Genomic DNA, 21,206 nt, shown 5'->3' with positions numbered 1-21,206 from the left:
TTGGTTCTAAGGTTCGGGACATGCGCATAGATATATTTATATACAAAATACGAAAAGAGTGCTTCGTTAAGAAGAAGGGAGAACATTTATTCATGGCGGATAAGATTATCGAAAACAATCAGGTATCAATAATGGGAGAAATTATTTCAGGCTTCACGTTCAGTCACGAGGTCTTTGGAGAGGGTTTCTACATGATGGATGTGCTGGTCAAAAGGCTCAGCGATTCTGCAGACAGGATCCCGGTTATGATTTCAGAACGCTTGATTGATGTGACACAGGATTATCAGGGAGAGTACATACAGATCCAGGGGCAGTTCCGCTCCTATAACAGACATGAGGAAAAGAAGAACAGGCTGGTGCTGTCCGTATTTGCCAGGGAGGTCAGCTTCGTGGAAGAAGAGACTGACAAAATGAAGAGCAATCAAATCTATCTTGACGGTTACATATGTAAGATGCCTGTCTACCGCAAGACACCTCTTGGCAGGGAGATAGCGGATATGCTGGTTGCAGTTAACAGGCCCTACGGCAAATCTGATTATATACCATGCATATGCTGGGGAAGAAATGCCAGATTTACATCAGGCTTCGAGGTGGGAGGCCATGTCCAGGTATGGGGCCGCATACAGAGCAGGGAGTATGTGAAAAAGCTGGAGGGAGATGATACTGAGAAGCGTATAGCTTATGAGGTTTCAGTGAGCAAGCTGGAATATGAGCAGTGATGGCAGCTGTAAATGTAACTAACTATTGCAATGTTCGGGCGTTTGTAGTAATATGTATAAACTGATAGATAAGTTTTCTGATTAATAGAGAGGTGCATTATGGATAAGAAACCCGTACATATATTTTGCGGTGAAGGAAAAGGAAAGACAACTGCAGCGCTGGGCCAGGGAATTCGTGCAGCCAGTCAGGGACAATCCGTAATTATCATTCAGTTTTTAAAAGGAAGTTATACAGAAGATATTAATTTTATACAAAGGCTCGAACCAGAAATAAAATTATTCCGCTTTGAAAAGTCGGAGATACCCTTTGAGGAGCTTCCGGAGGAACTCAGAAAAGAAGAGGTCCAGAATATCAGAAACGGGCTTAATTTTGCTAAAAAGGTCATGGTGACAGAAGAGTGCGATGTGCTCATCCTGGATGAGGTGCTTGGTCTTCTGCAGTATGATATTGCCACTCCGGATGAACTTAAGAACCTGCTGATGGCAAGGAACCGGGATATGGAGCTTATCCTGACAGGTATTGATGACGGACGTGAGCTTTGGGATTATGTGGATGTAGTCACAAAGCTTTCAACTGTGTATAAAAGCGTGGAAGAATAGAATAAGTTACTGTTCACACGCCACCATCCCGCGAGGTGTTTTCGTGCGTATTTTGCACGAAAATCCCGAGTTTTGCAGCGCGGAACGGCGTTCTTTGCCGTTTCTGTGCATCGCGGAGCGTGTTACTGGTCACGGAGTGAACAGTAAATAGAGTAAACATACGTTGACAAGTAATTTCAATAATGCTATAGTTATGGTATGTAAATTAAATAGTCTTTTAGTAGAGGTTGCGCAATTTATGAGTATGCGGCTGGATGTGTTCAGGCACAGCTGATGGCCGTCAGAAAGGGGAGAGCGCCGAAAGGAAAGAACACCTGAAAGTTCTGGCCTTGGGCATAAGGTTAAGAGCCGTATGACTGTCACCGGAGATTCGGTGGGGCGCTATCTGAAGAGTATTGTAAAAGAGAATCTTTGGGGGCAGACTCATTTAGTCTGACCCCTATTTTTAAGGAGGAAAAAGCTATGGCAATTTTTAAAGGAGCTGGCGTGGCAATTGTTACACCGATGAAGGACAACGGAGAAGTGAACTTTGAAAAGTTAGGCGAGATTCTTGAAGAGCAGATTGCAGGCTCCACAGATGCCATTATTATCTGCGGAACTACAGGAGAATCGTCTACACTGACACATGAAGAACATCTTGAAACAATCAGGTATACAGTTGACAAAGTGGCAAAGAGGATACCTGTCATCGCAGGTACAGGCTCTAATTGCACAGAGACAGCAATCTATCTGTCAAAAGAGGCAGAGAAGATGGGAGCGGACGGTCTGCTCCTGGTGACTCCATATTATAATAAAGCCACCCAGAAAGGCCTGATCGCTCATTATACCAGTATTGCAAATGCAGTTACGCTGCCGATCATCCTCTATAATGTACCCAGCCGTACAGGATGTAATATACAGCCTGAGACAGCGGCATATCTGGCTAAAAATGTAGAAAATATCGTGGGTATCAAAGAGGCGTCAGGAAATATCTCACAGATCGCAAAGCTGATGCAGCTGGCGGAGGGAAGCATCGACCTGTACTCAGGAAATGACGACCAGATCGTACCCCTTCTGTCACTTGGCGGAGTTGGAGTTATCTCTGTGCTGTCCAATATTGCGCCTCAGCAGACTCATGACATAGTAGAGCTGTTTCTGGAAGGAAAGATCAAAGAGAGCTGCGACCTTCAGTTAAAAGCGCTTCCTCTTGTGAATGCACTGTTCTGCGAGGTAAATCCTATACCAGTTAAAAAGGCCATGAATCTGATGGGCAAAGAAGTAGGGCCGCTGAGAGCGCCGCTTACTGAGATGGAAGAAGAGAATGCCGGGAAGCTGGCAAAGGCGATGGTGGATTTTGGACTGACACTTGCTTAAAAAGGAAGGTACAGATATGATAAGAATAATAATGAATGGCTGCAACGGCAAGATGGGTCAGGTCATCTCACAGATCGTGCGGGATGACGGGGAGACCGAGATTGTTGCGGGCATAGATATTGTTGACTGCAGGGATAATGGATATCCTGTATTTACAGATATTACAAAGTGTGATGTAGAGGCTGATGTTATAATTGACTTTTCATCAGCAAAGGCAGTAGACACTCTTCTGGATTACTGTGAGGAGAAAAAGATCCCGGCAGTAGTCTGTACAACAGGCCTGTCAGCAGAACAGACAGCCAGGATAGGAGAACTGAGCGGCAAGATCCCGGTGCTCCGTTCAGCCAATATGTCCCTGGGGGTGAATGTACTTCTGAAGCTTCTTCAGGACGCAGCGAAAGTGCTGGCGCCGGCGGGATTTGATATGGAGATCGTGGAGAAGCACCATAAGCACAAAGTAGATGCTCCAAGCGGAACGGCTCTTGTCATGGCGGACAGCTTAAACGAGGCTCTTGGCAATGAATATACATATACATACGACCGCAGCCAGGTACGGCAGGAAAGAGATCCCAGGGAGATAGGAATCTCGGCTGTGCGCGGAGGCAACATCGTAGGTGAACACGAGGTCATCTTTGCCGGGGTGGATGAGGTGATTGAATTTAAGCATACAGCATATTCGAAGGCTATATTCGGGAATGGAGCTGTCCAGGCCGCAAAGTTTTTGGCAGGCAAGCCCGCCGGGTTCTATAATATGAGTGATGTGATTGCTTCACAGTGCTGATATATAGCTGCAGTTCACCCGATACTATCCCGATCTATAAAAAGTAAGGGGGATATTTTTGTGAAATATGATTATGAACTTAAGTATTTAAAGAGCCTGGCCATGCAGTATCCGAATATAGCCAGCGCTTCAACAGAAATAATTAACCTCCAGTCTATCTTGAATCTGCCGAAAGGTACAGAACACTTCCTGACAGATATACACGGTGAATATGAGCAGTTCCTTCATGTGCTGAAGAACGGCTCAGGATCCGTGCGCAGGAAAATTGATGAAGAATTTGGGAATACTATCAGTAGCCGGGACAAAAAGAGCCTGGCTACTTTAATTTATTATCCCAAACTGAAACTGGACCTGGTGGAGAAAACAGAAGAGAATCTGGAGGACTGGTATACTATCACACTGCACCGTCTGGTGCAGATATGCAAGAGGGTGGCGTCAAAGTATACCAGGTCCAAGGTGCGCAAGGCCCTGCCCAAGGATTTCGCCTATGTCATCGAAGAGCTGATCACGGAAAAAGAAGAGATACAGGATAAAGAGGCATATTATAATTCTATCCTCAGTACCATTATAAGGATCGGCAGTGCTTCTGATTTTATAATAGCCATGAGCAATCTGATCCAGCGTCTTGTGGTGGACCATATACATATAGTGGGTGATATTTTTGACAGGGGGCCTGGGCCTCATATCATTATGGATACTCTTATTAATCATCATTCTGTGGATATCCAGTGGGGAAATCATGATGTGGTGTGGATGGGAGCAGCGTCAGGGCACATGGCCAGCATAGCGAATGTTATCAGGATCACCGCCAGATACGGAAATCTGGATATGCTGGAGGAAGGCTATGGAATCAATCTGATCCCTCTGGCCAACTTTGCCATGAATGTCTACGGGAATGACAAATGCAGCTGCTTTAATATCAATTATAATGCTGACGAGTATAACACGAAGGATCTGGAATGGGACTGCAGGATGCAGAAGGCTATCGCTGTCATCCAGTTCAAACTGGAGGGCCAGCTCATCATGCGCCGCCCGGAATTTGCCATGGAGAGCAGGCTGCTGCTTGATAAGATGGATCTGTCTGCGGGGACTGTGGTCATAGAAGGCGAGACATATGAACTGAAGGATACAGATTTCCCGACTATTGATCCGGAGCATCCTTATGAACTCTCTGATGAAGAGCGGGAGATCATGGAAAGGCTGCAGACGGCCTTCATGAAATGCGAGAAGCTGCAGAAGCATATACGTTTTCTCTATTCCCACGGCAGTATGTACAAAGTATACAATTCAAATCTCCTCTACCATGGCTGTGTCCCGCTGAACGAGGACGGCAGTTTCCGGGAGGTAGAAGTGTTTGGGAAGAAATACAGCGGTAAAGCGCTGTATGATATACTTGAGGTATATGCCAGGAAGGGGTATTATGCTGTTGATAAAGAGGAGAAGTCCAAGGGACAGGATATCCTCTGGTACATATGGAGCAACGGCAATTCTCCTGTATTCGGAAAAGATAAGATGACTACGTTTGAAAGATATCTGGTAGCTGATTCCAGGACTCACCACGAGGAAAAGAATCCCTATTACACATATATCGAGAAGGTGGAGACAGTAAATAAGATACTGGAGGAATTCGGGCTGGATACTGAAAATTCCCATATTATCAACGGGCATATGCCGGTACAGCTGTCTAAAGGAGAGACTCCGGTGAAATGTAACGGGAAGCTGTTTATCATTGACGGCGGATTTTCTAAGGCATATCAGAAAGTAACAGGAATAGCCGGCTACACTCTCGTATATAATTCATATGGGCTCCGTCTTGTCGCCCATGATCCGTTTGTGTCTGTGGAAGATGCCATTGCAAATGAGAGTGACATCCATTCAGAAAGTATGATAGTGGAGACTGTGCGCCAGAGAAGGCTGGTTGCGGATACAGACATCGGACAGGAGCTCTCAGAGCGCATCCAGGAGCTGGAGCATCTGCTGGAAGCATACAGGCAGGGCGCTATCATAGAAAAAATGTAATGAAAGAATTAAAGTTGTGAGGATAATCCATTGGAAAGACAAAAGAAAATAAATATACTCTCCAGAGCGGCGCTGTTTGCAGCAGCGCTTATCTGGGGGAGTTCCTTTTTTGTTGTAAAGGATACTGTAAATACGATACCGCCTAATTTTCTCCTTGCAGTCAGGTTTACCATTGGCTGTCTGGCGCTCGCCCTGATTTTCAGGAAAAGGCTTAAGAAACTGAACAAAGAATATATCTGGCAGGGTGCCGTTATAGGCCTCTGCCTGTTTGCGGCTTACTCCAGCCAGACGATCGGGATCACAGATACCACTCCCGGAAAAAATGCTTTTCTGACAGCAGTCTACTGTGTAATTGTTCCATTCCTGTTCTGGATAGTCAATAAAACACGCCCTGATATCTATAATATGGCTGCAGCCGCCCTGTGTCTCACAGGGATCGGGCTTGTATCCCTGACGGAAGGATTTTCAATCAGGATGGGGGATGCCCTGACGCTCCTGGGCGGATTCTTCTATGCCCTGCATATCGTCATGGTTGCAAAACTGGCAAAAGACAAAGATCCTGTCCTCATCTCCATACTTCAGTTTGGCTTCGCGGCACTGGCGGCATGGGTCGTGACTCTTGCGGCGGAACCTTTCCCGGAGACTTTGACAGGAAGCACAATAGGGGCTATACTATTCTTAGCTTTAGGGTGTACCGCACTTGCGCTCCTGCTGCAGAATATAGGACAGAAGTATACCCACCCCGCAGCCGCGTCGATCATACTCAGTCTGGAATCTGTGTTCGGGGTGTTCTTCTCAGTGATATTCTACGGAGAAGAGCTGACGGTCAGGCTGGCGGCTGGATTTGTACTGATATTTGCGGCAATCATTATTTCAGAGACAAAGCTTAATTTTCTGAGAAAGGAAGCATGCGGGCGATGATCCGCTACAGTCAAAAAGGGGAGCCCGCTGAATGTGTTCCCCTTTTTGGTATACTTGGCATAAGGGAGAGAGACAGTTGTGAGTTGGAAAAATAACAAAAATCCGGCTATTTACAAGAGGATAAGGGAGGCAGTGCTGGAGGATGGAAGTCTTCCAAAAGGCTTTGGGCTGCATGTAAATCATCTGGAATGGTATCTGTGTTATGTGGACGGCGCCTATGACAGCCGTTTGCACTATCAGCCGGCATTGATACCGGAACAGCCATTCGGGCCTGTAAAGGGTGTGATAAAGGCAGTGGGCCAGGGCAATATAAAGAAAGCTTCCATAAAGGCAGAGAGGTACTTCAGGAAATATAAATGTCTGCCCATCATGGAGCCGTTCAGAAAATGGATCAACGGTCAGACAATGTATCTGAAGCATGTCATGAACTTCTGCTGGAATATTATTACACAGTCAGACAATGCGGAAACAGTCAAATTTGGACTTGTGTTTATGGAGGTGCTGGATACAGGAGCTAATCCGGAACTGGTAAAAGTGATCCGCTGCCTTGCAGTGTGTGAAGAATTTACATTCTACTGCCTCTATCTGATGGGAAGATGGAAGAACAGCAATGATGAGATTTTCAGACTGGCCCAAAAGCTGAGAGGATGGGGGAAGACTTATGCTGTCAGGCTTCTCAGGCCGGAAACTGAGGTCATGAAACGATGGATCGTCACGGAGGGCTGCATCTGTTCTGCAGGCTCAGCCTTCCTGGCTCTGGACTGTGCCAGAAAAGTGGATCTGGCAGAATATCTCTCAAGGGAGAACATTTCCAGAGAAGAGGTGAATGGGGCGGAGATGATTATCGGAGGGATCATGGATGAGAGCCAGTTAAAGGGAATCTCACTCTATCCTGAACCGGTCCCCATGCTTTTAGCATATCTCTGGAGGCGGAAGGAATTTATCCCTTCTGCGGAAGGCTTTGATGTGATAGCTAAGATTGCCCTCTATGCGGAAAAAAAGGAGGGTGAAGGCTGGGCCGTATGCCTGGGACTGGCAAGAGAGCTGATGGAGCAGACATTGGGACGTGAGATCATCAGCAAAGGGCTCTGCCGGGGGGCAGGCTTTGGCGCCGCAACTTACCTGGACATAGATTATGCTCCTTTTGTATTTGAGCTGATGCAGGAAGAGTTTGACAGGTATTTTTATTTGTGCCAGAATCTGATGGCAAAAAATAAAATGGTAGACGAATGTGTTTCCCTCTTTGAGGAGAGGCTTCCGCTGGAAGAGATGGAGCAGGGCATGGGCGGCAGATGGTATTTTGAAGCTAATTATAAGCTGTACCAGAGGCTGAACTTTATCACAAGTCTTCTGGGGCTGCATCCGGGAAAGGGAATAAGGCTGCTCCAGTGCGCGTTTGTCTCACCGGCCTCTTCCAGCAGGAAGATCGCGCTCGTAGTCCTGGAGATCTGGATGCTGGATAAGGAAGAATCATTAAGGCATGCATATCCGCAGCTGTATACGAGTGTGAGAAAGGCCATACTGAGGGAAAAGAAGAGGGATATGAGAAGGAAGCTGGAAGAGCTTATATTTACAAGCGGGAAAAAGAGAAGAAAAGCAGAATAACATATCTGTAAAAATAAATATTGACATCTAATTTAGTGTGTGATAAGTTAACAGATGTATGGAAGATAGTTCCTGGATTAGAGCTTTCCATGCAAATAATTACTGACCACTCTTCGGAGTTAAGGCCATACGGACAGCCGGGTCAACTGCCGAGTGGCGGATCTATACCGCCTTATTGATTGAGTTAAAAGCTCAAATTTTATAAGTTGGTTACTCATAACCGGTGCATGATGCACGTCAACTTGTGAAACGGTCAATAAGAGTAGTAAAAGTAAATTGTTTGCTATATAGACTCTAATTCTTCATTCTATATCCTGAATACCAGATCAGGCCGGTATACGGCAGTATCTTAAAATAACGGAGAAAGTCTGAGACACAAGTGACGGGCATTTAATGCCAGTCATTTGTGTCTTTTTTTGGTACACAGAGCGTGCATGCACATAAAAGGAGAAAAGATGAAGGAAAAGCTGAGGCTGTATGGTTTTAATAACCTGACGAAATCATTGAGTTTTAACATCTATGATGTCTGCTATGCAAAATCTCCAAGGGAGCAGAGAGATTACATCGCTTATATTGATGAACAGTATAATTCGGAGCGTCTGACTAAGATACTGACACATGTATCTGATATGATAGGCGCAAAAGTGCTGAACATATCCAGCCAGGACTATGACCCTCAGGGGGCGAGCGTGACACTGCTGATCGCGGATGAATCAATGATACCTGTGAATACGGATACGGTCGTTGCCCATCTGGACAAAAGCCATGTCACAGTGCATACATACCCGGAATATCATCCTGATACAAGCATTGCCACTTTCAGGGTAGATATAGATGTGGCCACATGCGGTGAGATCACGCCGCTGTCCACACTTGATTTCCTGATAGGAAGCTTTGACTCGGATATTATCACCATGGACTACCGGGTGCGGGGGTTCACAAGGGATATGGAAGGCCAGAAGCTCTTTATGGACCATGAGATCACATCTATTCAGAATTATATAGACGGGGGAATACTGGAGCGGTATGACGCAGTGGATATCAATGTCTACGAGGCAAAGCTGTTCCACACAAAAATGCTGATAAAGGACGTGGATCTGCAGAACTATCTGTTTAACACAGATATCTACGAGCTGCCGCCCAGGGTCCGGCTGGAGATAACAAAAAATCTCCGGCAGGAGATGATAGAGATATTCAGCGGCAGAAATCTCTATACTGTTGAGAGATAGGGAAAGAAGGGGAGACGGATGAGCCTTACACAGGAAAGGGCGCCTATCTATGAGGCGCTGGAAAAGTTCAGGAAAATGAGGGTAGTGCCCTTTGATGTCCCGGGACATAAGCGCGGCAAGGGAAACAGGGAACTGAGAGATTTTTTAGGTGAGCGGTGTTTGTCTATAGATGTTAATTCCATGAAGCCTCTGGATAACCTCTGCCACCCTGTGTCTGTGATAAAGGAGGCGGAGGAGCTCGCAGCCAGCGCATTTGGAGCAGCACATGCTTTTCTGATGGTGGGGGGCACCACCTCAGCAGTACAGAGCATGGTGCTGACTGCGTGTAAAAGAGGGGATAAAATAATACTTCCCAGGAATGTCCACCGCAGCGTCATCAATGCGCTTGTTCTCTGCGGGGCTGTTCCTGTCTATGTGAATCCTGATGTGGACCGGAGACTTGGCATTGCTCTGGGGATGAAGGTGCCCCAGGTCGAGCAGGCCATAGAGGAAAATCCCGATGCCGTGGCAGTACTTGTCAATAATCCCACATATTATGGTATCTGTTCTGATATCACATCGATCATTGAACTTGCCCACAGGCATAACATGCTGGTGCTGGCTGATGAAGCCCACGGGACACATTTTTATTTTGGGGAGAATATGCCTCCGGCTGCCATGAGGGCCGGTGCAGATATGGCGGCAGTAAGCATGCACAAATCAGGGGGAAGCCTGACACAGAGCTCACTGCTGCTGTCAGGCGAGAATGTGAATCCGGGCTATGTCCACCAGATCATCAACCTGACCCAGACTACGAGCGGTTCGTATCTGCTGCTGTCAAGCCTGGATATATCAAGGAGGAACCTGGCTATGAACGGCCGGGAGATATTCCGGCATGTGGCAGAGCTGGCTGGCTATGCCAGAGATGAGATCAACAGGATAGGAGGATATTACGCGTATTCCAGGGAACTGATAAACGGGGACAGCATATTTGATTTTGACGTGACCAAGCTGTCTGTATATACACTGGACATTGGGCTGGCCGGCATAGAAGTGTATGATATTTTAAGAGATGATTATGATATCCAGATCGAGTTCGGGGATATCGGCAATATCCTGGCCTACATCTCCATAGGAGACAGAAAACAGGATATAGAGAGGCTGGCCAGTGCCCTTGCGGAGATCAAAAGGCTCTGCAGAAAAAGCAGAAACGGGATGATGACCCAGGAATACATAAACCCGCAGGTGGCAGTGTCTCCCCAGGAGGCTTTCTATGCGCCTAAGGAGCAGCTGCCTATAGAAAAAACAGCGGGGCGCGTATGCAGTGAGTTTGTTATGTGCTATCCGCCTGGCATCCCCATCCTGGCTCCTGGTGAGAGGATCACACAGGAGATCCTGGAATATATCAGCTATGCCAGGGAAAAGGGCTGCCAGCTGACAGGACCTGAGGATCCTAAGATCAGGCTGCTGAATGTTCTAGAGCCTGTTTGAAAAATCATTCCCGCGATCTGCACGCCCCACCTTGCGGTATATTTGCCCCTCATTCAGTCGACGTAGCCCGCTACGCCTCCTTCATTCGGGACAAATCTCCCACAAACTGTGACGCACATCTCACGGAAAGCATTTTTCAAACACGCTCTACGCAGATATGACATATATGATCCCATAAAAGAAAGGAGAACAGTATATGGAATTGTGGTTTACAGAAAGGCATACGTCAAACGTAAAGTTTTCTATCAGGGTGGACCGCCAGCTTTACAGCGCACAGAGTGAATTCCAGAGGATCGATGTATTTGATTCTAAAGAATTCGGCAGGTTTCTCACATTGGACGGGTATATGATGCTGACAGAGAAGGATGAGTTTATTTATCATGAGATGATCACGCATGTTCCCATGGCTGTCCACCCGGGTGTAAAGAGAGTGCTTGTGATCGGCGCCGGGGACGGAGGGGTGATCAGGGAGCTGACAAGATATCATGGGGTGGAGCATATTGACATGGTGGAGATAGATCCTCTTGTTGTGGAAGTGTGCAGGAAATATCTGCCCCGGACAGCCTGCCGGCTGGATGATCCCAGAGTCAGCATACATTATGAGGATGGACTTAAATTTGTGCGTTCTGTTGAGAATGAGTATGATCTTATCATAGTGGACTCTACAGATCCCTTTGGCCCGGGGGAAGGCCTGTTCACGAAGGAATTTTATGGGAACTGTTATAAAGCGCTCCGGGAAGACGGCATCATGGTAAACCAGCATGAGAGTCCATTCTACGAAGATGATGCGGTGGCTATGCAGCGCGCGCACAAGAGGATCGTGGAGAGCTTTGACATCAGCAGGGTGTACCAGGCACATATCCCCACGTATCCTTCAGGCCACTGGCTGTTCGGGTTTGCATCAAAAAAATACCATCCGGTGAGAAACCTGAATGCAGTAGCCTGGAATATGCTGGGCCTGTCAACACGTTATTATACTACGCAGCTGCATGCAGGAGCATTTGCGCTGCCATATTATGTGGAGGAGCTCTTAAGAGATGTTGAATAGGAATATTGAGAATTTTATAGGATGTGACGCCAGTTATGAGGAATCGAAGATCGTGATCTTCGGAGCTCCTTTTGATTCCACCACTTCCTTCAGGCCCGGGACCAGATTTGCAAGCAGGGCCATGAGGGCTGATTCCTTTGGTCTGGAGACTTACAGTCCTTATCTGGACAGGGATCTGGAGGATGCGGCTGTGTTTGACAGCGGGGATCTGGAGCTGTGCATAGGGGATGCGAAAATGGCGCTTAAGGATATAGAGGAAAGAGCCGGGATCATACTGGAGGACGGAAAGCTGCCGGTGATGATAGGAGGGGAGCACCTGGTCACACTTGGTGCATTTAAGGCAGCGCTGAGTAAATATCCTGATCTGCATATTATTCATTTTGACGCCCATGCAGACCTGAGGGAAGATTATCTGGGAGCCGGGCTGTCACACGCCTGTGTCCTCAGACGGTGCTGGGAACTGACAGGAGATGGCAGGATACATCAGTTTGGAATCAGATCGGGCGACAGGTCAGAATTTATGTGGGCACAAGAGGGTCATGTGGAAATGAGAAAGTTTGATTTTGACGGCCTGGAAAAATGCCTTGAAAGTATACAGGGAAAGCCGGTTTATCTGACTGTGGATCTGGATGTGCTGGACCCGTCAGTATTTCCGGGAACAGGAACTCCCGAAGCGGGAGGCGTCACTTTCACTGAGCTGTTGGAGGCCCTGGGCAAAGTATGCAGGATGGCGGATGTGAAAGCATGTGACGTGAATGAGCTGTGCCCCTCATACGATGCAAGCGGCGTGTCTACAGCTGTAGCATGCAAGGTGCTGAGAGAGCTTCTGCTTATGCTGAGAGTATGAGGATCATTGAATCTATGAAACTGTGAAGGTACTTAACATTTACGAATCTACAAATAACAGGAGGATTAAAAAATGGGAAAAGCTTTAATAATCGGATGCGGCGGAGTGGCAGGTGTGGCTATTCAAAAATGCTGCCAGAACAGCGGAGTATTTGAAGAAATCTGTATTGCAAGCAGGACGAAATCTAAATGTGACGCGCTGAAGGCAAAACTGGACGGGACGACAAAGACAAAAATCACTACAGCACAGGTGGATGCAGATAAGGTAGAGGAACTGACAGCTCTCATAGAGAAGGAGCGGCCTGATGTTGTCTTAAATCTCGCGCTTCCGTACCAGGATCTGACTATAATGGATGCTTGCCTGGCGACCAGGACACATTATGTGGATACAGCTAACTATGAGCCTGAGGATACGGCTAAATTTGAATATAAATGGCAGTGGGCCTATAAGAAGAAATTCGAGGAGGCAGGTATTACAGCCCTGCTTGGCAGCGGGTTTGATCCGGGGGTCACGGGGGTATTCTCCGCCTATGCCCAGAAATACTATTTTGATGAGATCAATTATATAGATATACTGGACTGTAATGCAGGCGACCATGGATATCCTTTTGCCACAAATTTTAATCCTGAGATCAATATCAGGGAAGTATCTGCCAAGGGAAGCTACTGGGAAGAAGGCAGATGGGTGGAGACGGAACCTATGGAGATCAAAAAGGTCTATGATTTTCCGGAAATCGGTGAGAAGGATATGTATCTGCTCCACCACGAGGAGCTGGAGTCACTGGCCCTGAACATAAAGGGGATCAAACGGATAAGATTCTTTATGACTTTTGGACAGAGCTATCTGACCCATCTGCGCTGCCTGGAGAATGTGGGGATGACTTCTATAGAGCCTATTGAATTTGAAGGGAAACAGATCGTGCCTCTTCAGTTTTTGAAGGCGGTGCTGCCTGATCCGTCCTCTCTCGGACCGAGGACAGTAGGGAAGACTAATATCGGGTGTATCTTCAGGGGAAAGCGCGAAGGAAAAGAGAGAAACCTGTATATCTACAATGTCTGTGACCATCAGGAATGCTATAAAGAAGTAGGTTCACAGGCGGTAGCCTATACAACAGGCGTGCCTGCCATGATAGGCGCTATGCTTGTCATGAATGGGACATGGCAGAAACCGGGTGTTTACAATGTAGAGGAATTTGATCCCACACCTTTCATGGATGCCCTGAACCGCTTTGGGCTGCCCTGGAAGATCAGTGAGGCCCCTAAACTGGTGGACTAGATGGAAGAGAAAATGAAAGAGAAAAGCAGTGTATCCATGGGGAATGGACAGGAAGGCCTTCCGACTCCGTGTTTTGTTGTAGACGAGGGGCTCATCAGACATAATATGGCAATATTAAAGGGGGTCTCTGACAGGACGGGGTGCAGGATCCTCCTGGCACAGAAGGCGTTTTCCATGTATGCCCTTTATCCCTTCATGGGCAGGTATTTAGACGGCTGTACAGCCAGCGGTCTCTTTGAGGCCAGGCTTGGCGCGGAAGCGATGGGAAAGGAAAACCATATTTATTCGCCTGCGTACAGAGAAGACGAGATAGAGGAAATCTGCCGGCTCTGCGGGCATATTGTATTTAATTCCTTCCCTCAGCTTATGAAATATGGGAAAACAGCCGCAGCCCATGGCTGCAGCATAGGGCTCAGGATCAATCCGGAATGTTCCACGCAGAAGGGGACAGGCATCTATGACCCCTGCTCACCCTGTTCCCGGCTTGGGATCACGGCTGGGAATTTCAGGCCGGATATGCTGGAATTAGTGGATGGCCTCCATTTCCACACTCTGTGCGAGCAGGATGCGGATGCGCTGGAGAGGACTCTGGCAGCAGTGGAGGAGAAGTTTGGCAGATGGCTTAAGGGGTTGAAATGGATCAACTTCGGAGGAGGACATCATATTACAAAGCCGGGGTATGATATTCAGCTTCTGGAATCGTGCATAATGAGGATACAGAGCAGGTACGGAGTGCAGGTCTATCTGGAGCCAGGGGAGGCTGCTGCCCTGAATGCAGGCTTTTTGAGGACAAGGGTGCTGGAGATAGTCCGAAACGGCATGGACATTGCCATACTGGATGCTTCAGCAGCCTGCCATATGCCGGATGTCCTGGAGATGCCATACAGGCCGCCTCTTAAAGGGGCAGGGATGCCGGGAGATAAAGCGTTTACATACAGGCTGGCGGGACCTACCTGTCTGGCAGGCGATGTGATCGGGGATTATTCTTTTGATGCACCCCTGAAGGAGGGAGACGTGCTGCTTTTTGAAGATATGGCGATATATACAATGGTAAAGACGAATACATTTAACGGTATGAGGCTGCCTGCCATTGCACTGCAGAAGGAGGACGGCACCTGCAGCCTGTTACGGGAATTCGGATACGAAGATTTTAAAGACAGGCTTTGTTAATACTTAAGTATGATATCCTTGTGTGCCACCCGGCCAAGGAGAGCACGGTCTTGTATCAGGACATTCTGACCGTGCCGGATGATGCAGCCCCGTTCCTTCAGAGCTATCATCACCCGTGATACAGTGACGGGATGGATGCTGAGGTAGTTGGCTATCTCTGTATATGTAAAAAAGTGCGGGAGCATGTATTCTCCATCCTGAAGGACACAGTAGTCCAGAAGCAGGGTACAGATGCGGACAGGCACTGAGGCTTCTTCCATCTGTATATAGCGCTGGAAGATATTCAGGTAGTTCTCTGTGAGGATATCATACATCAGATTACAGAAGGCAAGGTCTTCTTTCATTAATTGGTGGAAGACTGAGCCTTTCATTTTATATATGACACAATCAGTTTTTGCAATTATGGATATGGGCTGGTCAGTCAGCTGTTTCATGCATTCGGAGAGACGCTCCTCACCGAGCTGGGCAAAGCCCACCATTCTTTTAGGGGCAAAATAGAGATGTATTTTGTTCTCCCCTTCTCTTGTCAATGTTGTCAGGGCACAGATACCGCTGTCCAGCAGACAGGCGTGCTGTCTCTTGAAGTCATCATCAGAATCATAAATATAATTTCCCCTGGGAATTTCCAGCCTCTCGGCATAGCGGTAATAGTCTTCTATTTTTCTGTTAAGCATCCTCATTACATCCCTTCATATTTCTTAATTCCGATTTTATCATGTATATGAGCTTTATGTACAGATGTTTCATTATAAACTTAACCTGAAACTTAACCTGAAACTTAACCTGGGCTATTTTCTGACGGGAAGTCCCGGAACTATAATAGACGTAGAAATCGGAGGAAACAGTTCAGAGAAAGGGATGACATGTATGAAGGAATATGACGTGATAATAATCGGCGCCGGGCCGGCGGGTATGACAGCGGGCATCTATGCTGTGAGGGCCGGCATGCGCGTTCTTATGCTGGATAAACTGTCTTATGGGGGACAGATCATAAATACTAATGAGATCCAGAATTATACGGGGTTTGGAAGTATTAACGGAGCTGATCTGGCTTATAAGATGTATACGCACACTCAGGAGATGGGGGTGGAATTTGATTACAGGACAGTTGTAAAGATAGAAGATGCAGGTGAACGCAAACTGGTATATTGTGAGGAGGATGACGCGGTATTTTCAGCAAAAAGTCTTATCATCGCTACTGGTACAAGGCCCAGATGCCTGGGTGTGCCGGGAGAAGAAAGGTTCCGGGGGAATGGTGTCAGCTGGTGCGCAATATGCGACGGGGCACAATACAGAGACCGGGATGTGGTGGTGATCGGAGGAGGCAATTCGGCGGTGCAGGAATCTATTTATCTGGCCGGAACAGTAAAATTCCTGACTATTGTCACCATGCTGGATCTGACTGCTGATCCGCTGGCCTGCGACAGGCTGAGATCATTTGCAAATGTGAAAATCTATCCCTGGCAGGAGGTGATAGAATTTACAGGAGATAAAAAGCTGGAGGGAGTCCGGTTTAAGTCTGCAAAGACCGGACAGGAACAATTTGTGGAATGTGAGGGTATTTTTGAATATATCGGCCTTAAACCCACAACAGAATTTCTCAAGGGAAGCTCTGTTCTGGATGATCAGGCGTATGTAAAGGTAAACCAGGAGATGGAAACAAGTATTCCGGGGATATATGCGGCAGGAGACTGTATAGAAAAGAGCCTGAGACAGGTTATTACGGCCTGCGGCGATGGGGCAGTGGCAGCCCAGAACGCTTCCCGCTATGTCCTTAGGTAGGAAACTTCGTTCCTTTATAATATAGATATAGAAAATTATAGAAAGAAGGATCCATATGTTAAAAGAGATAACAGAAAAAGAATATGAACAATACAGAGGCAGCAGTCTTGTGCTGGCAGATTTTTTCTCATCAACCTGCGGACCATGCAAGATGCTTTCTTATGTGCTGAAAGATATTGAGGCCCAGTACGGGGATTCACTTATAATATTAAAGGTGGATTTTGATGAGAATAAAGAGCTTGTGGAGGAATTTCAGGTGACAGCCTATCCGACCCTGATCCTGCTCAAAGAAGGAAAAGAAGTTGAGAGGATGCAGGGACTTGCGGCGAAGCCGGCTATCATAAAGATGATAGAAAAATATAAGGAGGAAAAATAATATGGCAGGAAGGATCTCATATTCATATCAGCGCAGCCTTATAGAGCGGCAGCAGGAGTCAGAAGATAAAATGCTCAAAGAGTTTGAGGCGGGCAATTATACAATTGATAACCCGATGGTAGTGGTGAATCCTTATTTGATCGTGCCTCTCTCAGCAGTTGTGCTGTTTATGACAGATACGGAGACGGCGGTGACTGTCACAGTCCGTGGAAAAGAAAGGTACGGGGATATACGCCATACCTTCCCAAAAGCCCAAAAGCATATTCTGCCTGTCCTGGGACTATATGCCGGATACGAAAATAAGGTAGAGATAGAACTCTACAGGGGAAAGAAAAAGACAATCACGATCCAGACGGAAGAGCTGGATAAGGATGTGCCTGTATGTATTTCTATGAAGACTTCACCCGGATATCTTCGTGACCAGATGATATTTATATCACCGGCCCTGAACCAGCTGGCTACAGCGTATGATTATAGAGGGGATATCAGATGGCATATTAATGTGCCCACAGTGTTTGATATTAAGAGACTCAGGAACGGGAATCTGCTGATGAGCACAGAGAGACTGATCGAGATGCCTTATTATATGAGCGGCCTTTATGAAATGAGTATGACAGGCAAGATCTACAGGGAATACAGCCTGCCCGGGGGTACGCACCATGATGATTTTGAGATGCCGGACGGCAGCCTGCTTGTACTGACTGAAGACCTGAGAAGTGATACAGTAGAGGATATGTGTGTATTGATCGACAGGGAGTCAGGGGAAATACTGAAAACCTGGGATTTTAAGGATGTCCTCACACCGGGGGAGGGCAGGAGCGGAAGCGCCACGTCAAAGGACTGGTTCCATAATAATGCAGTCTGGTATGATGAAAAAACAAACTCCCTGACATTTTCTGGCCGCCATGTGGATGCTATGATAAATCTGGATTTTGATACAGGAAAATTGAACTGGATCATAGGTGATCCGACTGGCTGGCCTGAAGAAAAGCTTCCTTACTTTTTTAAACCTGTCAATGAGCCTTTTGAATGGCAGTATGAACAGCATGCATGCGTAGTGACACCTGATGGAGATGTCATGTGCTTTGACAATGGGCATTACCGCTCCAAGATAAAGGAACATTATCTGAAGAATAAGGATAATTACTCCAGAGGGGTCCGGTACCATATAAATACAGATGAGATGACGATTGAACAGGTATGGCAGTATGGAAAAGAGCGGGGAGCAGATTTCTTTTCACAGTATATCAGCAATGTGGAATATTACGGAGAAGGCCATTATATGGTACACTCCGGGGGGATCCAATATTATAAGGGAGAGGCCTATGAAGGATTTGCGGCGAATATGCAGGGAGATCCCGATATCTCTACCAGAAGCGTGACGCTGGAAGTCCTGAATGATGAAGTAGTGCTGGAGCTGGTGGTGGAGGGTAACTATTACAGAGGTGAAAAACTGAGTCTCTACCATGATATGTGTAATCTTAAGACGGGGCCGGCGAAGAGGCTGGGGCATATGGGCGTCACGAAGGAATTTGACACTATCATTGAAATGGATTCCTGTTATCAGGTACTGCCGGACAGATACGCAGCTTCTATAAAAGAAGAGGATGACAGATTTACATTCAAGGCTACGTTTGAAAAAGGGCAGCTGGTCATGCTGACTCTGGAGAAGGGAGAAGAAAAGCATGGCTATTATATCTCCACCTCTGCAAATCAGCTGACGGCATTGTGCTGCGGGACGTTTGTAAGCAAGGATGACAGGGATGTGACTCTGAGTGTAAACAAGGCGGGACTTAGGGGGCTATATGCAATAAAGGTTATCGTGGACGATGAGAAATACGAAACAGGCATTACAGTTGACTGCGGCCGTCCGTAGACAGCGGCTGCATCCATCCTGGTCAGACCGGGATGGACGCAGCTTTTATGATCTTTCTGTATTCATTGCCGAGCATAAGAAATTCATCCAGAAAGATGCAGTGATCAAGGGAACCATCCTTAAGGCGGTCCAGGCACTCGTCATAATCCATCCAGATAACAGATTCCACCTCTTCGGGCTGAAGTGACAGGCTGTCATCTGCCACAGGACTGTCGTAAACATAGACAGCGCTGTGTTCACAATTATGGAATGTTCTGTTGTAGAAACTTCCTTTATATTCCGCATCATGTATTCCTATGAAAGTAAGGTCTTCGGGCTGGGCTGTGATGCCCAGCTCTTCTTTCAGCTCTCTTAAGGCTGTGGGCAGACAGGTATCACCTGCATTTACATGTCCGGCAGAGGAAATATCATAGGAGCCGGGAAAAGAATCTTTGCAGGAAGAGCGCTTCTGCAGAAGCACATCAAATTTCAGACCGGACTTCCGCCTGACGACCCAGATATGGGAAGTGGCATGCCAGTCACCATTCTCGTGAATGGTACCACGTTCGCCTGTCCTTCCAGACGGGGTCATATCTGGCAGGAGGATATCAAATAGTTCAAGCTCTCTGCCGTCCAGACATGCCTCTTTCAGGACATTATTGATATAGCAGAGCTTAAGGGAGAAAAAAGGAGCATTTTCGTCAAGAAGCCTGAAAAATATTTTATCTCCTTCCCAGAGATTAAGCTCTCTGATCTTATTCTTTGGAACCCATTCTAATATTCCTTCATTGCAGGAGATCATCTCACCTTCAAACTCATCCGCAGTATACAGACACATATACTCAGGCTGATAATCGTCTGAGATAAATGTAATAAGCCCGCGAAAATTATAATGGAGCAGTGTCAGGCCTGTCTCCTCTCTGACTTCACGGAGCAGGCACTCTTCAGGGCTTTCCCCATATTCAAAATGTCCTCCGATTCCGATCCATTTGTCTTTATTTACGTCATTTTTTTTGAGGACTCTGTGAAGCATGAGATACTCACCATCTTTTTCTATATAGCAGAGTGTAGTCATATTTCTCGGCTGTGCCTTTAATTCTTCCATGTTTAACCTTCTTTCTTTATTCCCGCAGGCAATGAGCCAAGTTAACATGCTCATAGAATGTGCAGTAAATGCACCCTGCAGTACAGTTACGAAAATTCTAACATATTTATATATAATAAGGCAAGAAATGTTATAGACTTCTGCTTCACCTGTAACTTTTTGTTGCAATGGAGGCAGTATCCACGTATAATTGTAACAACAACGATCCGGTGCCGCAGAGCCCTGGCTCAAGAAGGAGAGACGAGTTATGAAATTATTATTTAAGCAGAGGCTTTTTTCGTGGTTTGACAGCTACGATATATACGATGAAAATGGAAATACAGTATTTGTTGTAAAAGGTGAGCTGGCCTGGGGGCACAGACTGCGAATATATGATGCTTCGGGAAATGAACTTGGCCTTGTAGAAGAAAAGGTACTGACCTTTATGCCGCGCTTCCGTCTGTATGTGGGAGAGGAGATGGTTGGAGAGATACGTAAGGAAATTACATTGTTCAGGCCCAGATTTACTCTTGACTGTAACGGCTGGCAGGTAGACGGTGATATTTTTGAATGGAATTATGCAGTTACAGACAGCTGGCAGAATATAGTATGCAGCGTGAGCAAGCAGGTACTGCGCCTTACAGATACATATGAAATGGAGATCTTCAACCCGGAGGATGCACTGTGTTCCCTCATGATTGTGCTGGCTATCGATGCAGCTAAGTGTTCACGTGGAGATTAATCCGCATGAACAGGGGCAAAAATGTGTTTTTAACCGTAAATGGAAAAAAACAGAAAAAATTGAAAAAAGTTGTTGACATTTGTTGGAGGGGATGATATTATATCAAAGTTGCCTCAAGCGAGGAAACAACAAAGCTCAGACAACTCAATAAAAACTTTAAAAAAGTTAAAAAAAGAGTTGACAAACAAGAAACAATCTGATATGATATCAGAGTTGCACTTGAGAGATGAGAAAGCAACAAAACAAAGAAATAACAAAGAACCTTGATAATTGAATAGTGAGACAACCTTGAAAATTCAAGAGAAAATTCAAGAACAGATGGAACGGAAG

The 21,206-nt window shown here is 46.5% G+C and carries 18 protein-coding genes, 3 pseudogenes and 1 riboswitch; of the genes and pseudogenes, 18 read left to right on the top strand and 3 right to left on the bottom strand.

The genetic code is table 11. The features are described 5' to 3' along the window. The first annotated feature begins 92 nt into the window (after positions 1–92). The 9 genes and pseudogenes from NSB28_RS07965 to NSB28_RS07925 form a co-directional block, all read left to right on the top strand. Entirely contained in the window at positions 93–719 is a 627-nt protein-coding gene (locus NSB28_RS07965; RefSeq protein WP_109626397.1) for a single-stranded DNA-binding protein, read from the top strand. A gap of 99 nt (positions 720–818) precedes the next feature. Beyond that, positions 819–1,319 carry a cob(I)yrinic acid a,c-diamide adenosyltransferase gene (locus tag NSB28_RS07960; protein WP_109626396.1) on the top strand — a complete coding sequence of 167 codons (501 nt, stop codon included), beginning with the start codon at positions 819–821 and terminating at the stop codon, positions 1,317–1,319. Between the two features lie 213 nt (positions 1,320–1,532). Further along, positions 1,533–1,711: riboswitch (Lysine riboswitch) on the top strand. Positions 1,712–1,781: 70 nt separating this feature from the next. Then, a complete protein-coding gene (gene dapA / locus NSB28_RS07955) occupies positions 1,782–2,672 on the top strand; it encodes a 4-hydroxy-tetrahydrodipicolinate synthase (RefSeq protein ID WP_109626395.1) in 891 nt (296 codons plus the stop codon). Between the two features lie 16 nt (positions 2,673–2,688). After that, entirely contained in the window at positions 2,689–3,453 is a 765-nt protein-coding gene (gene dapB / locus NSB28_RS07950; protein ID WP_109626394.1) for a 4-hydroxy-tetrahydrodipicolinate reductase, read from the top strand. Between the two features lie 60 nt (positions 3,454–3,513). Then, positions 3,514–5,472, top strand: a complete 1,959-nt coding sequence (locus tag NSB28_RS07945; RefSeq protein ID WP_257497660.1) for a fructose-1,6-bisphosphatase — start codon at positions 3,514–3,516, stop codon at positions 5,470–5,472. Between the two features lie 30 nt (positions 5,473–5,502). Beyond that, positions 5,503–6,393, top strand: a complete 891-nt coding sequence (locus NSB28_RS07940) for a DMT family transporter (protein ID WP_109626393.1) — start codon at positions 5,503–5,505, stop codon at positions 6,391–6,393. A gap of 78 nt (positions 6,394–6,471) precedes the next feature. After that, positions 6,472–7,998, top strand: a complete 1,527-nt coding sequence (locus NSB28_RS07935) for a hypothetical protein (RefSeq protein ID WP_109626392.1) — start codon at positions 6,472–6,474, stop codon at positions 7,996–7,998. Positions 7,999–8,453: 455 nt separating this feature from the next. Continuing rightward, entirely contained in the window at positions 8,454–9,227 is a 774-nt protein-coding gene (gene speD / locus NSB28_RS07930; RefSeq protein WP_109626391.1) for an adenosylmethionine decarboxylase, read from the top strand. A gap of 18 nt (positions 9,228–9,245) precedes the next feature. Further along, positions 9,246–10,688: pseudogene (locus NSB28_RS07925) on the top strand (aminotransferase class I/II-fold pyridoxal phosphate-dependent enzyme); the annotation flags it as partial. Here NSB28_RS07925 and NSB28_RS24975 read toward each other — a convergent pair. Continuing rightward, positions 10,616–10,777: pseudogene (locus tag NSB28_RS24975) on the bottom strand (DUF6783 domain-containing protein); the annotation flags it as partial. The pseudogenes NSB28_RS07925 and NSB28_RS24975 overlap by 73 nt on opposite strands. Between NSB28_RS24975 and NSB28_RS24970 the strand changes: the two are divergent. The 5 genes and pseudogenes from NSB28_RS24970 to nspC form a co-directional block, all read left to right on the top strand. After that, positions 10,754–10,858 (top strand): annotated as a pseudogene (locus NSB28_RS24970) (DUF6783 domain-containing protein); the annotation flags it as partial. The pseudogenes NSB28_RS24975 and NSB28_RS24970 overlap by 24 nt on opposite strands. 35 nt (positions 10,859–10,893) lie before the next feature. After that, entirely contained in the window at positions 10,894–11,745 is an 852-nt protein-coding gene (gene speE, locus NSB28_RS07920; RefSeq protein WP_109626389.1) for a polyamine aminopropyltransferase, read from the top strand. After that, entirely contained in the window at positions 11,735–12,592 is an 858-nt protein-coding gene (gene speB / locus NSB28_RS07915) for an agmatinase (RefSeq protein WP_109626388.1), read from the top strand. Before speE ends, speB begins: the two co-directional genes overlap by 11 nt. Positions 12,593–12,664: 72 nt before the next feature. Further along, a complete protein-coding gene (locus tag NSB28_RS07910; RefSeq protein ID WP_109626387.1) occupies positions 12,665–13,867 on the top strand; it encodes a saccharopine dehydrogenase family protein in 1,203 nt (400 codons plus the stop codon). Next, positions 13,868–15,037 (top strand): carboxynorspermidine decarboxylase, encoded by a 1,170-nt coding sequence (nspC, locus tag NSB28_RS07905; protein WP_243134901.1) that lies wholly within the window; start codon positions 13,868–13,870, stop codon positions 15,035–15,037. On the opposite strand, the gene NSB28_RS07900 is transcribed toward nspC, so the two are convergent. Next, positions 15,034–15,711 carry a Crp/Fnr family transcriptional regulator gene (locus NSB28_RS07900; protein ID WP_187374297.1) on the bottom strand — a complete coding sequence of 226 codons (678 nt, stop codon included), beginning with the start codon at positions 15,709–15,711 and terminating at the stop codon, positions 15,034–15,036. The two genes, nspC and NSB28_RS07900, sit on opposite strands and share 4 nt — an antisense overlap. 64 nt (positions 15,712–15,775) lie before the next feature. On the opposite strand from NSB28_RS07900, the gene NSB28_RS07895 reads away from it, so the two are divergent. Genes NSB28_RS07895 through NSB28_RS07885 form a run of 3 tightly spaced genes read left to right on the top strand, consistent with a single transcriptional unit; the run spans position 15,776 to position 19,071 of the window. Then, the gene (locus tag NSB28_RS07895) at positions 15,776–16,819 is read left to right on the top strand and encodes an NAD(P)/FAD-dependent oxidoreductase (RefSeq protein WP_257497661.1); all 1,044 of its coding nucleotides are present in this window, start codon (positions 15,776–15,778) and stop codon (positions 16,817–16,819) included. A gap of 55 nt (positions 16,820–16,874) precedes the next feature. Further along, entirely contained in the window at positions 16,875–17,195 is a 321-nt protein-coding gene (locus tag NSB28_RS07890; protein ID WP_109626385.1) for a thioredoxin family protein, read from the top strand. Between the two features lies 1 nt (position 17,196). Beyond that, positions 17,197–19,071, top strand: coding sequence for an aryl-sulfate sulfotransferase (locus NSB28_RS07885; protein ID WP_109626384.1), 1,875 nt, complete (start codon positions 17,197–17,199; stop codon positions 19,069–19,071). 22 nt (positions 19,072–19,093) lie between these two features. Here the strand turns inward: NSB28_RS07885 and NSB28_RS07880 are convergent, their stop codons facing one another. Next, the gene (locus tag NSB28_RS07880; RefSeq protein ID WP_243134899.1) at positions 19,094–20,155 is read right to left on the bottom strand and encodes an NUDIX domain-containing protein; all 1,062 of its coding nucleotides are present in this window, start codon (positions 20,153–20,155) and stop codon (positions 19,094–19,096) included. 247 nt (positions 20,156–20,402) lie between these two features. On the opposite strand from NSB28_RS07880, the gene NSB28_RS07875 reads away from it, so the two are divergent. Further along, the gene (locus NSB28_RS07875) at positions 20,403–20,876 is read left to right on the top strand and encodes an LURP-one-related/scramblase family protein (protein ID WP_109626383.1); all 474 of its coding nucleotides are present in this window, start codon (positions 20,403–20,405) and stop codon (positions 20,874–20,876) included. Positions 20,877–21,206 lie beyond the last annotated feature (330 nt).

Source organism: Murimonas intestini, assembly GCF_024622195.1.
In the GTDB taxonomy this organism is placed as follows: Bacteria; Bacillota; Clostridia; order Lachnospirales; family Lachnospiraceae; genus Murimonas; species Murimonas intestini.
This window is presented reverse-complemented; position numbering and strand designations above follow the sequence as displayed.

What these genes read in the sequence shown, in the direction of transcription:
- NSB28_RS07965 (WP_109626397.1), top strand. Translation starts at nt 93, where the DNA reads ATGGCGGATAAGATTATCGAAAACAATCAGGTATCAATAATGGGAGAA.
- NSB28_RS07960 (WP_109626396.1), top strand. Translation starts at nt 819, where the DNA reads ATGGATAAGAAACCCGTACATATATTTTGCGGTGAAGGAAAAGGAAAG.
- dapA (WP_109626395.1), top strand. Translation starts at nt 1,782, where the DNA reads ATGGCAATTTTTAAAGGAGCTGGCGTGGCAATTGTTACACCGATGAAG.
- dapB (WP_109626394.1), top strand. Translation starts at nt 2,689, where the DNA reads ATGATAAGAATAATAATGAATGGCTGCAACGGCAAGATGGGTCAGGTC.
- speD (WP_109626391.1), top strand. Translation starts at nt 8,454, where the DNA reads ATGAAGGAAAAGCTGAGGCTGTATGGTTTTAATAACCTGACGAAATCA.
- speE (WP_109626389.1), top strand. Translation starts at nt 10,894, where the DNA reads ATGGAATTGTGGTTTACAGAAAGGCATACGTCAAACGTAAAGTTTTCT.
- speB (WP_109626388.1), top strand. Translation starts at nt 11,735, where the DNA reads ATGTTGAATAGGAATATTGAGAATTTTATAGGATGTGACGCCAGTTAT.
- NSB28_RS07910 (WP_109626387.1), top strand. Translation starts at nt 12,665, where the DNA reads ATGGGAAAAGCTTTAATAATCGGATGCGGCGGAGTGGCAGGTGTGGCT.
- nspC (WP_243134901.1), top strand. Translation starts at nt 13,868, where the DNA reads ATGGAAGAGAAAATGAAAGAGAAAAGCAGTGTATCCATGGGGAATGGA.
- NSB28_RS07900 (WP_187374297.1), bottom strand. Translation starts at nt 15,711, where the DNA reads ATGCTTAACAGAAAAATAGAAGACTATTACCGCTATGCCGAGAGGCTG.
- NSB28_RS07895 (WP_257497661.1), top strand. Translation starts at nt 15,776, where the DNA reads ATGTTTCATTATAAACTTAACCTGAAACTTAACCTGAAACTTAACCTG.
- NSB28_RS07890 (WP_109626385.1), top strand. Translation starts at nt 16,875, where the DNA reads ATGTTAAAAGAGATAACAGAAAAAGAATATGAACAATACAGAGGCAGC.
- NSB28_RS07885 (WP_109626384.1), top strand. Translation starts at nt 17,197, where the DNA reads ATGGCAGGAAGGATCTCATATTCATATCAGCGCAGCCTTATAGAGCGG.
- NSB28_RS07880 (WP_243134899.1), bottom strand. Translation starts at nt 20,155, where the DNA reads ATGGAAGAATTAAAGGCACAGCCGAGAAATATGACTACACTCTGCTAT.
- NSB28_RS07875 (WP_109626383.1), top strand. Translation starts at nt 20,403, where the DNA reads ATGAAATTATTATTTAAGCAGAGGCTTTTTTCGTGGTTTGACAGCTAC.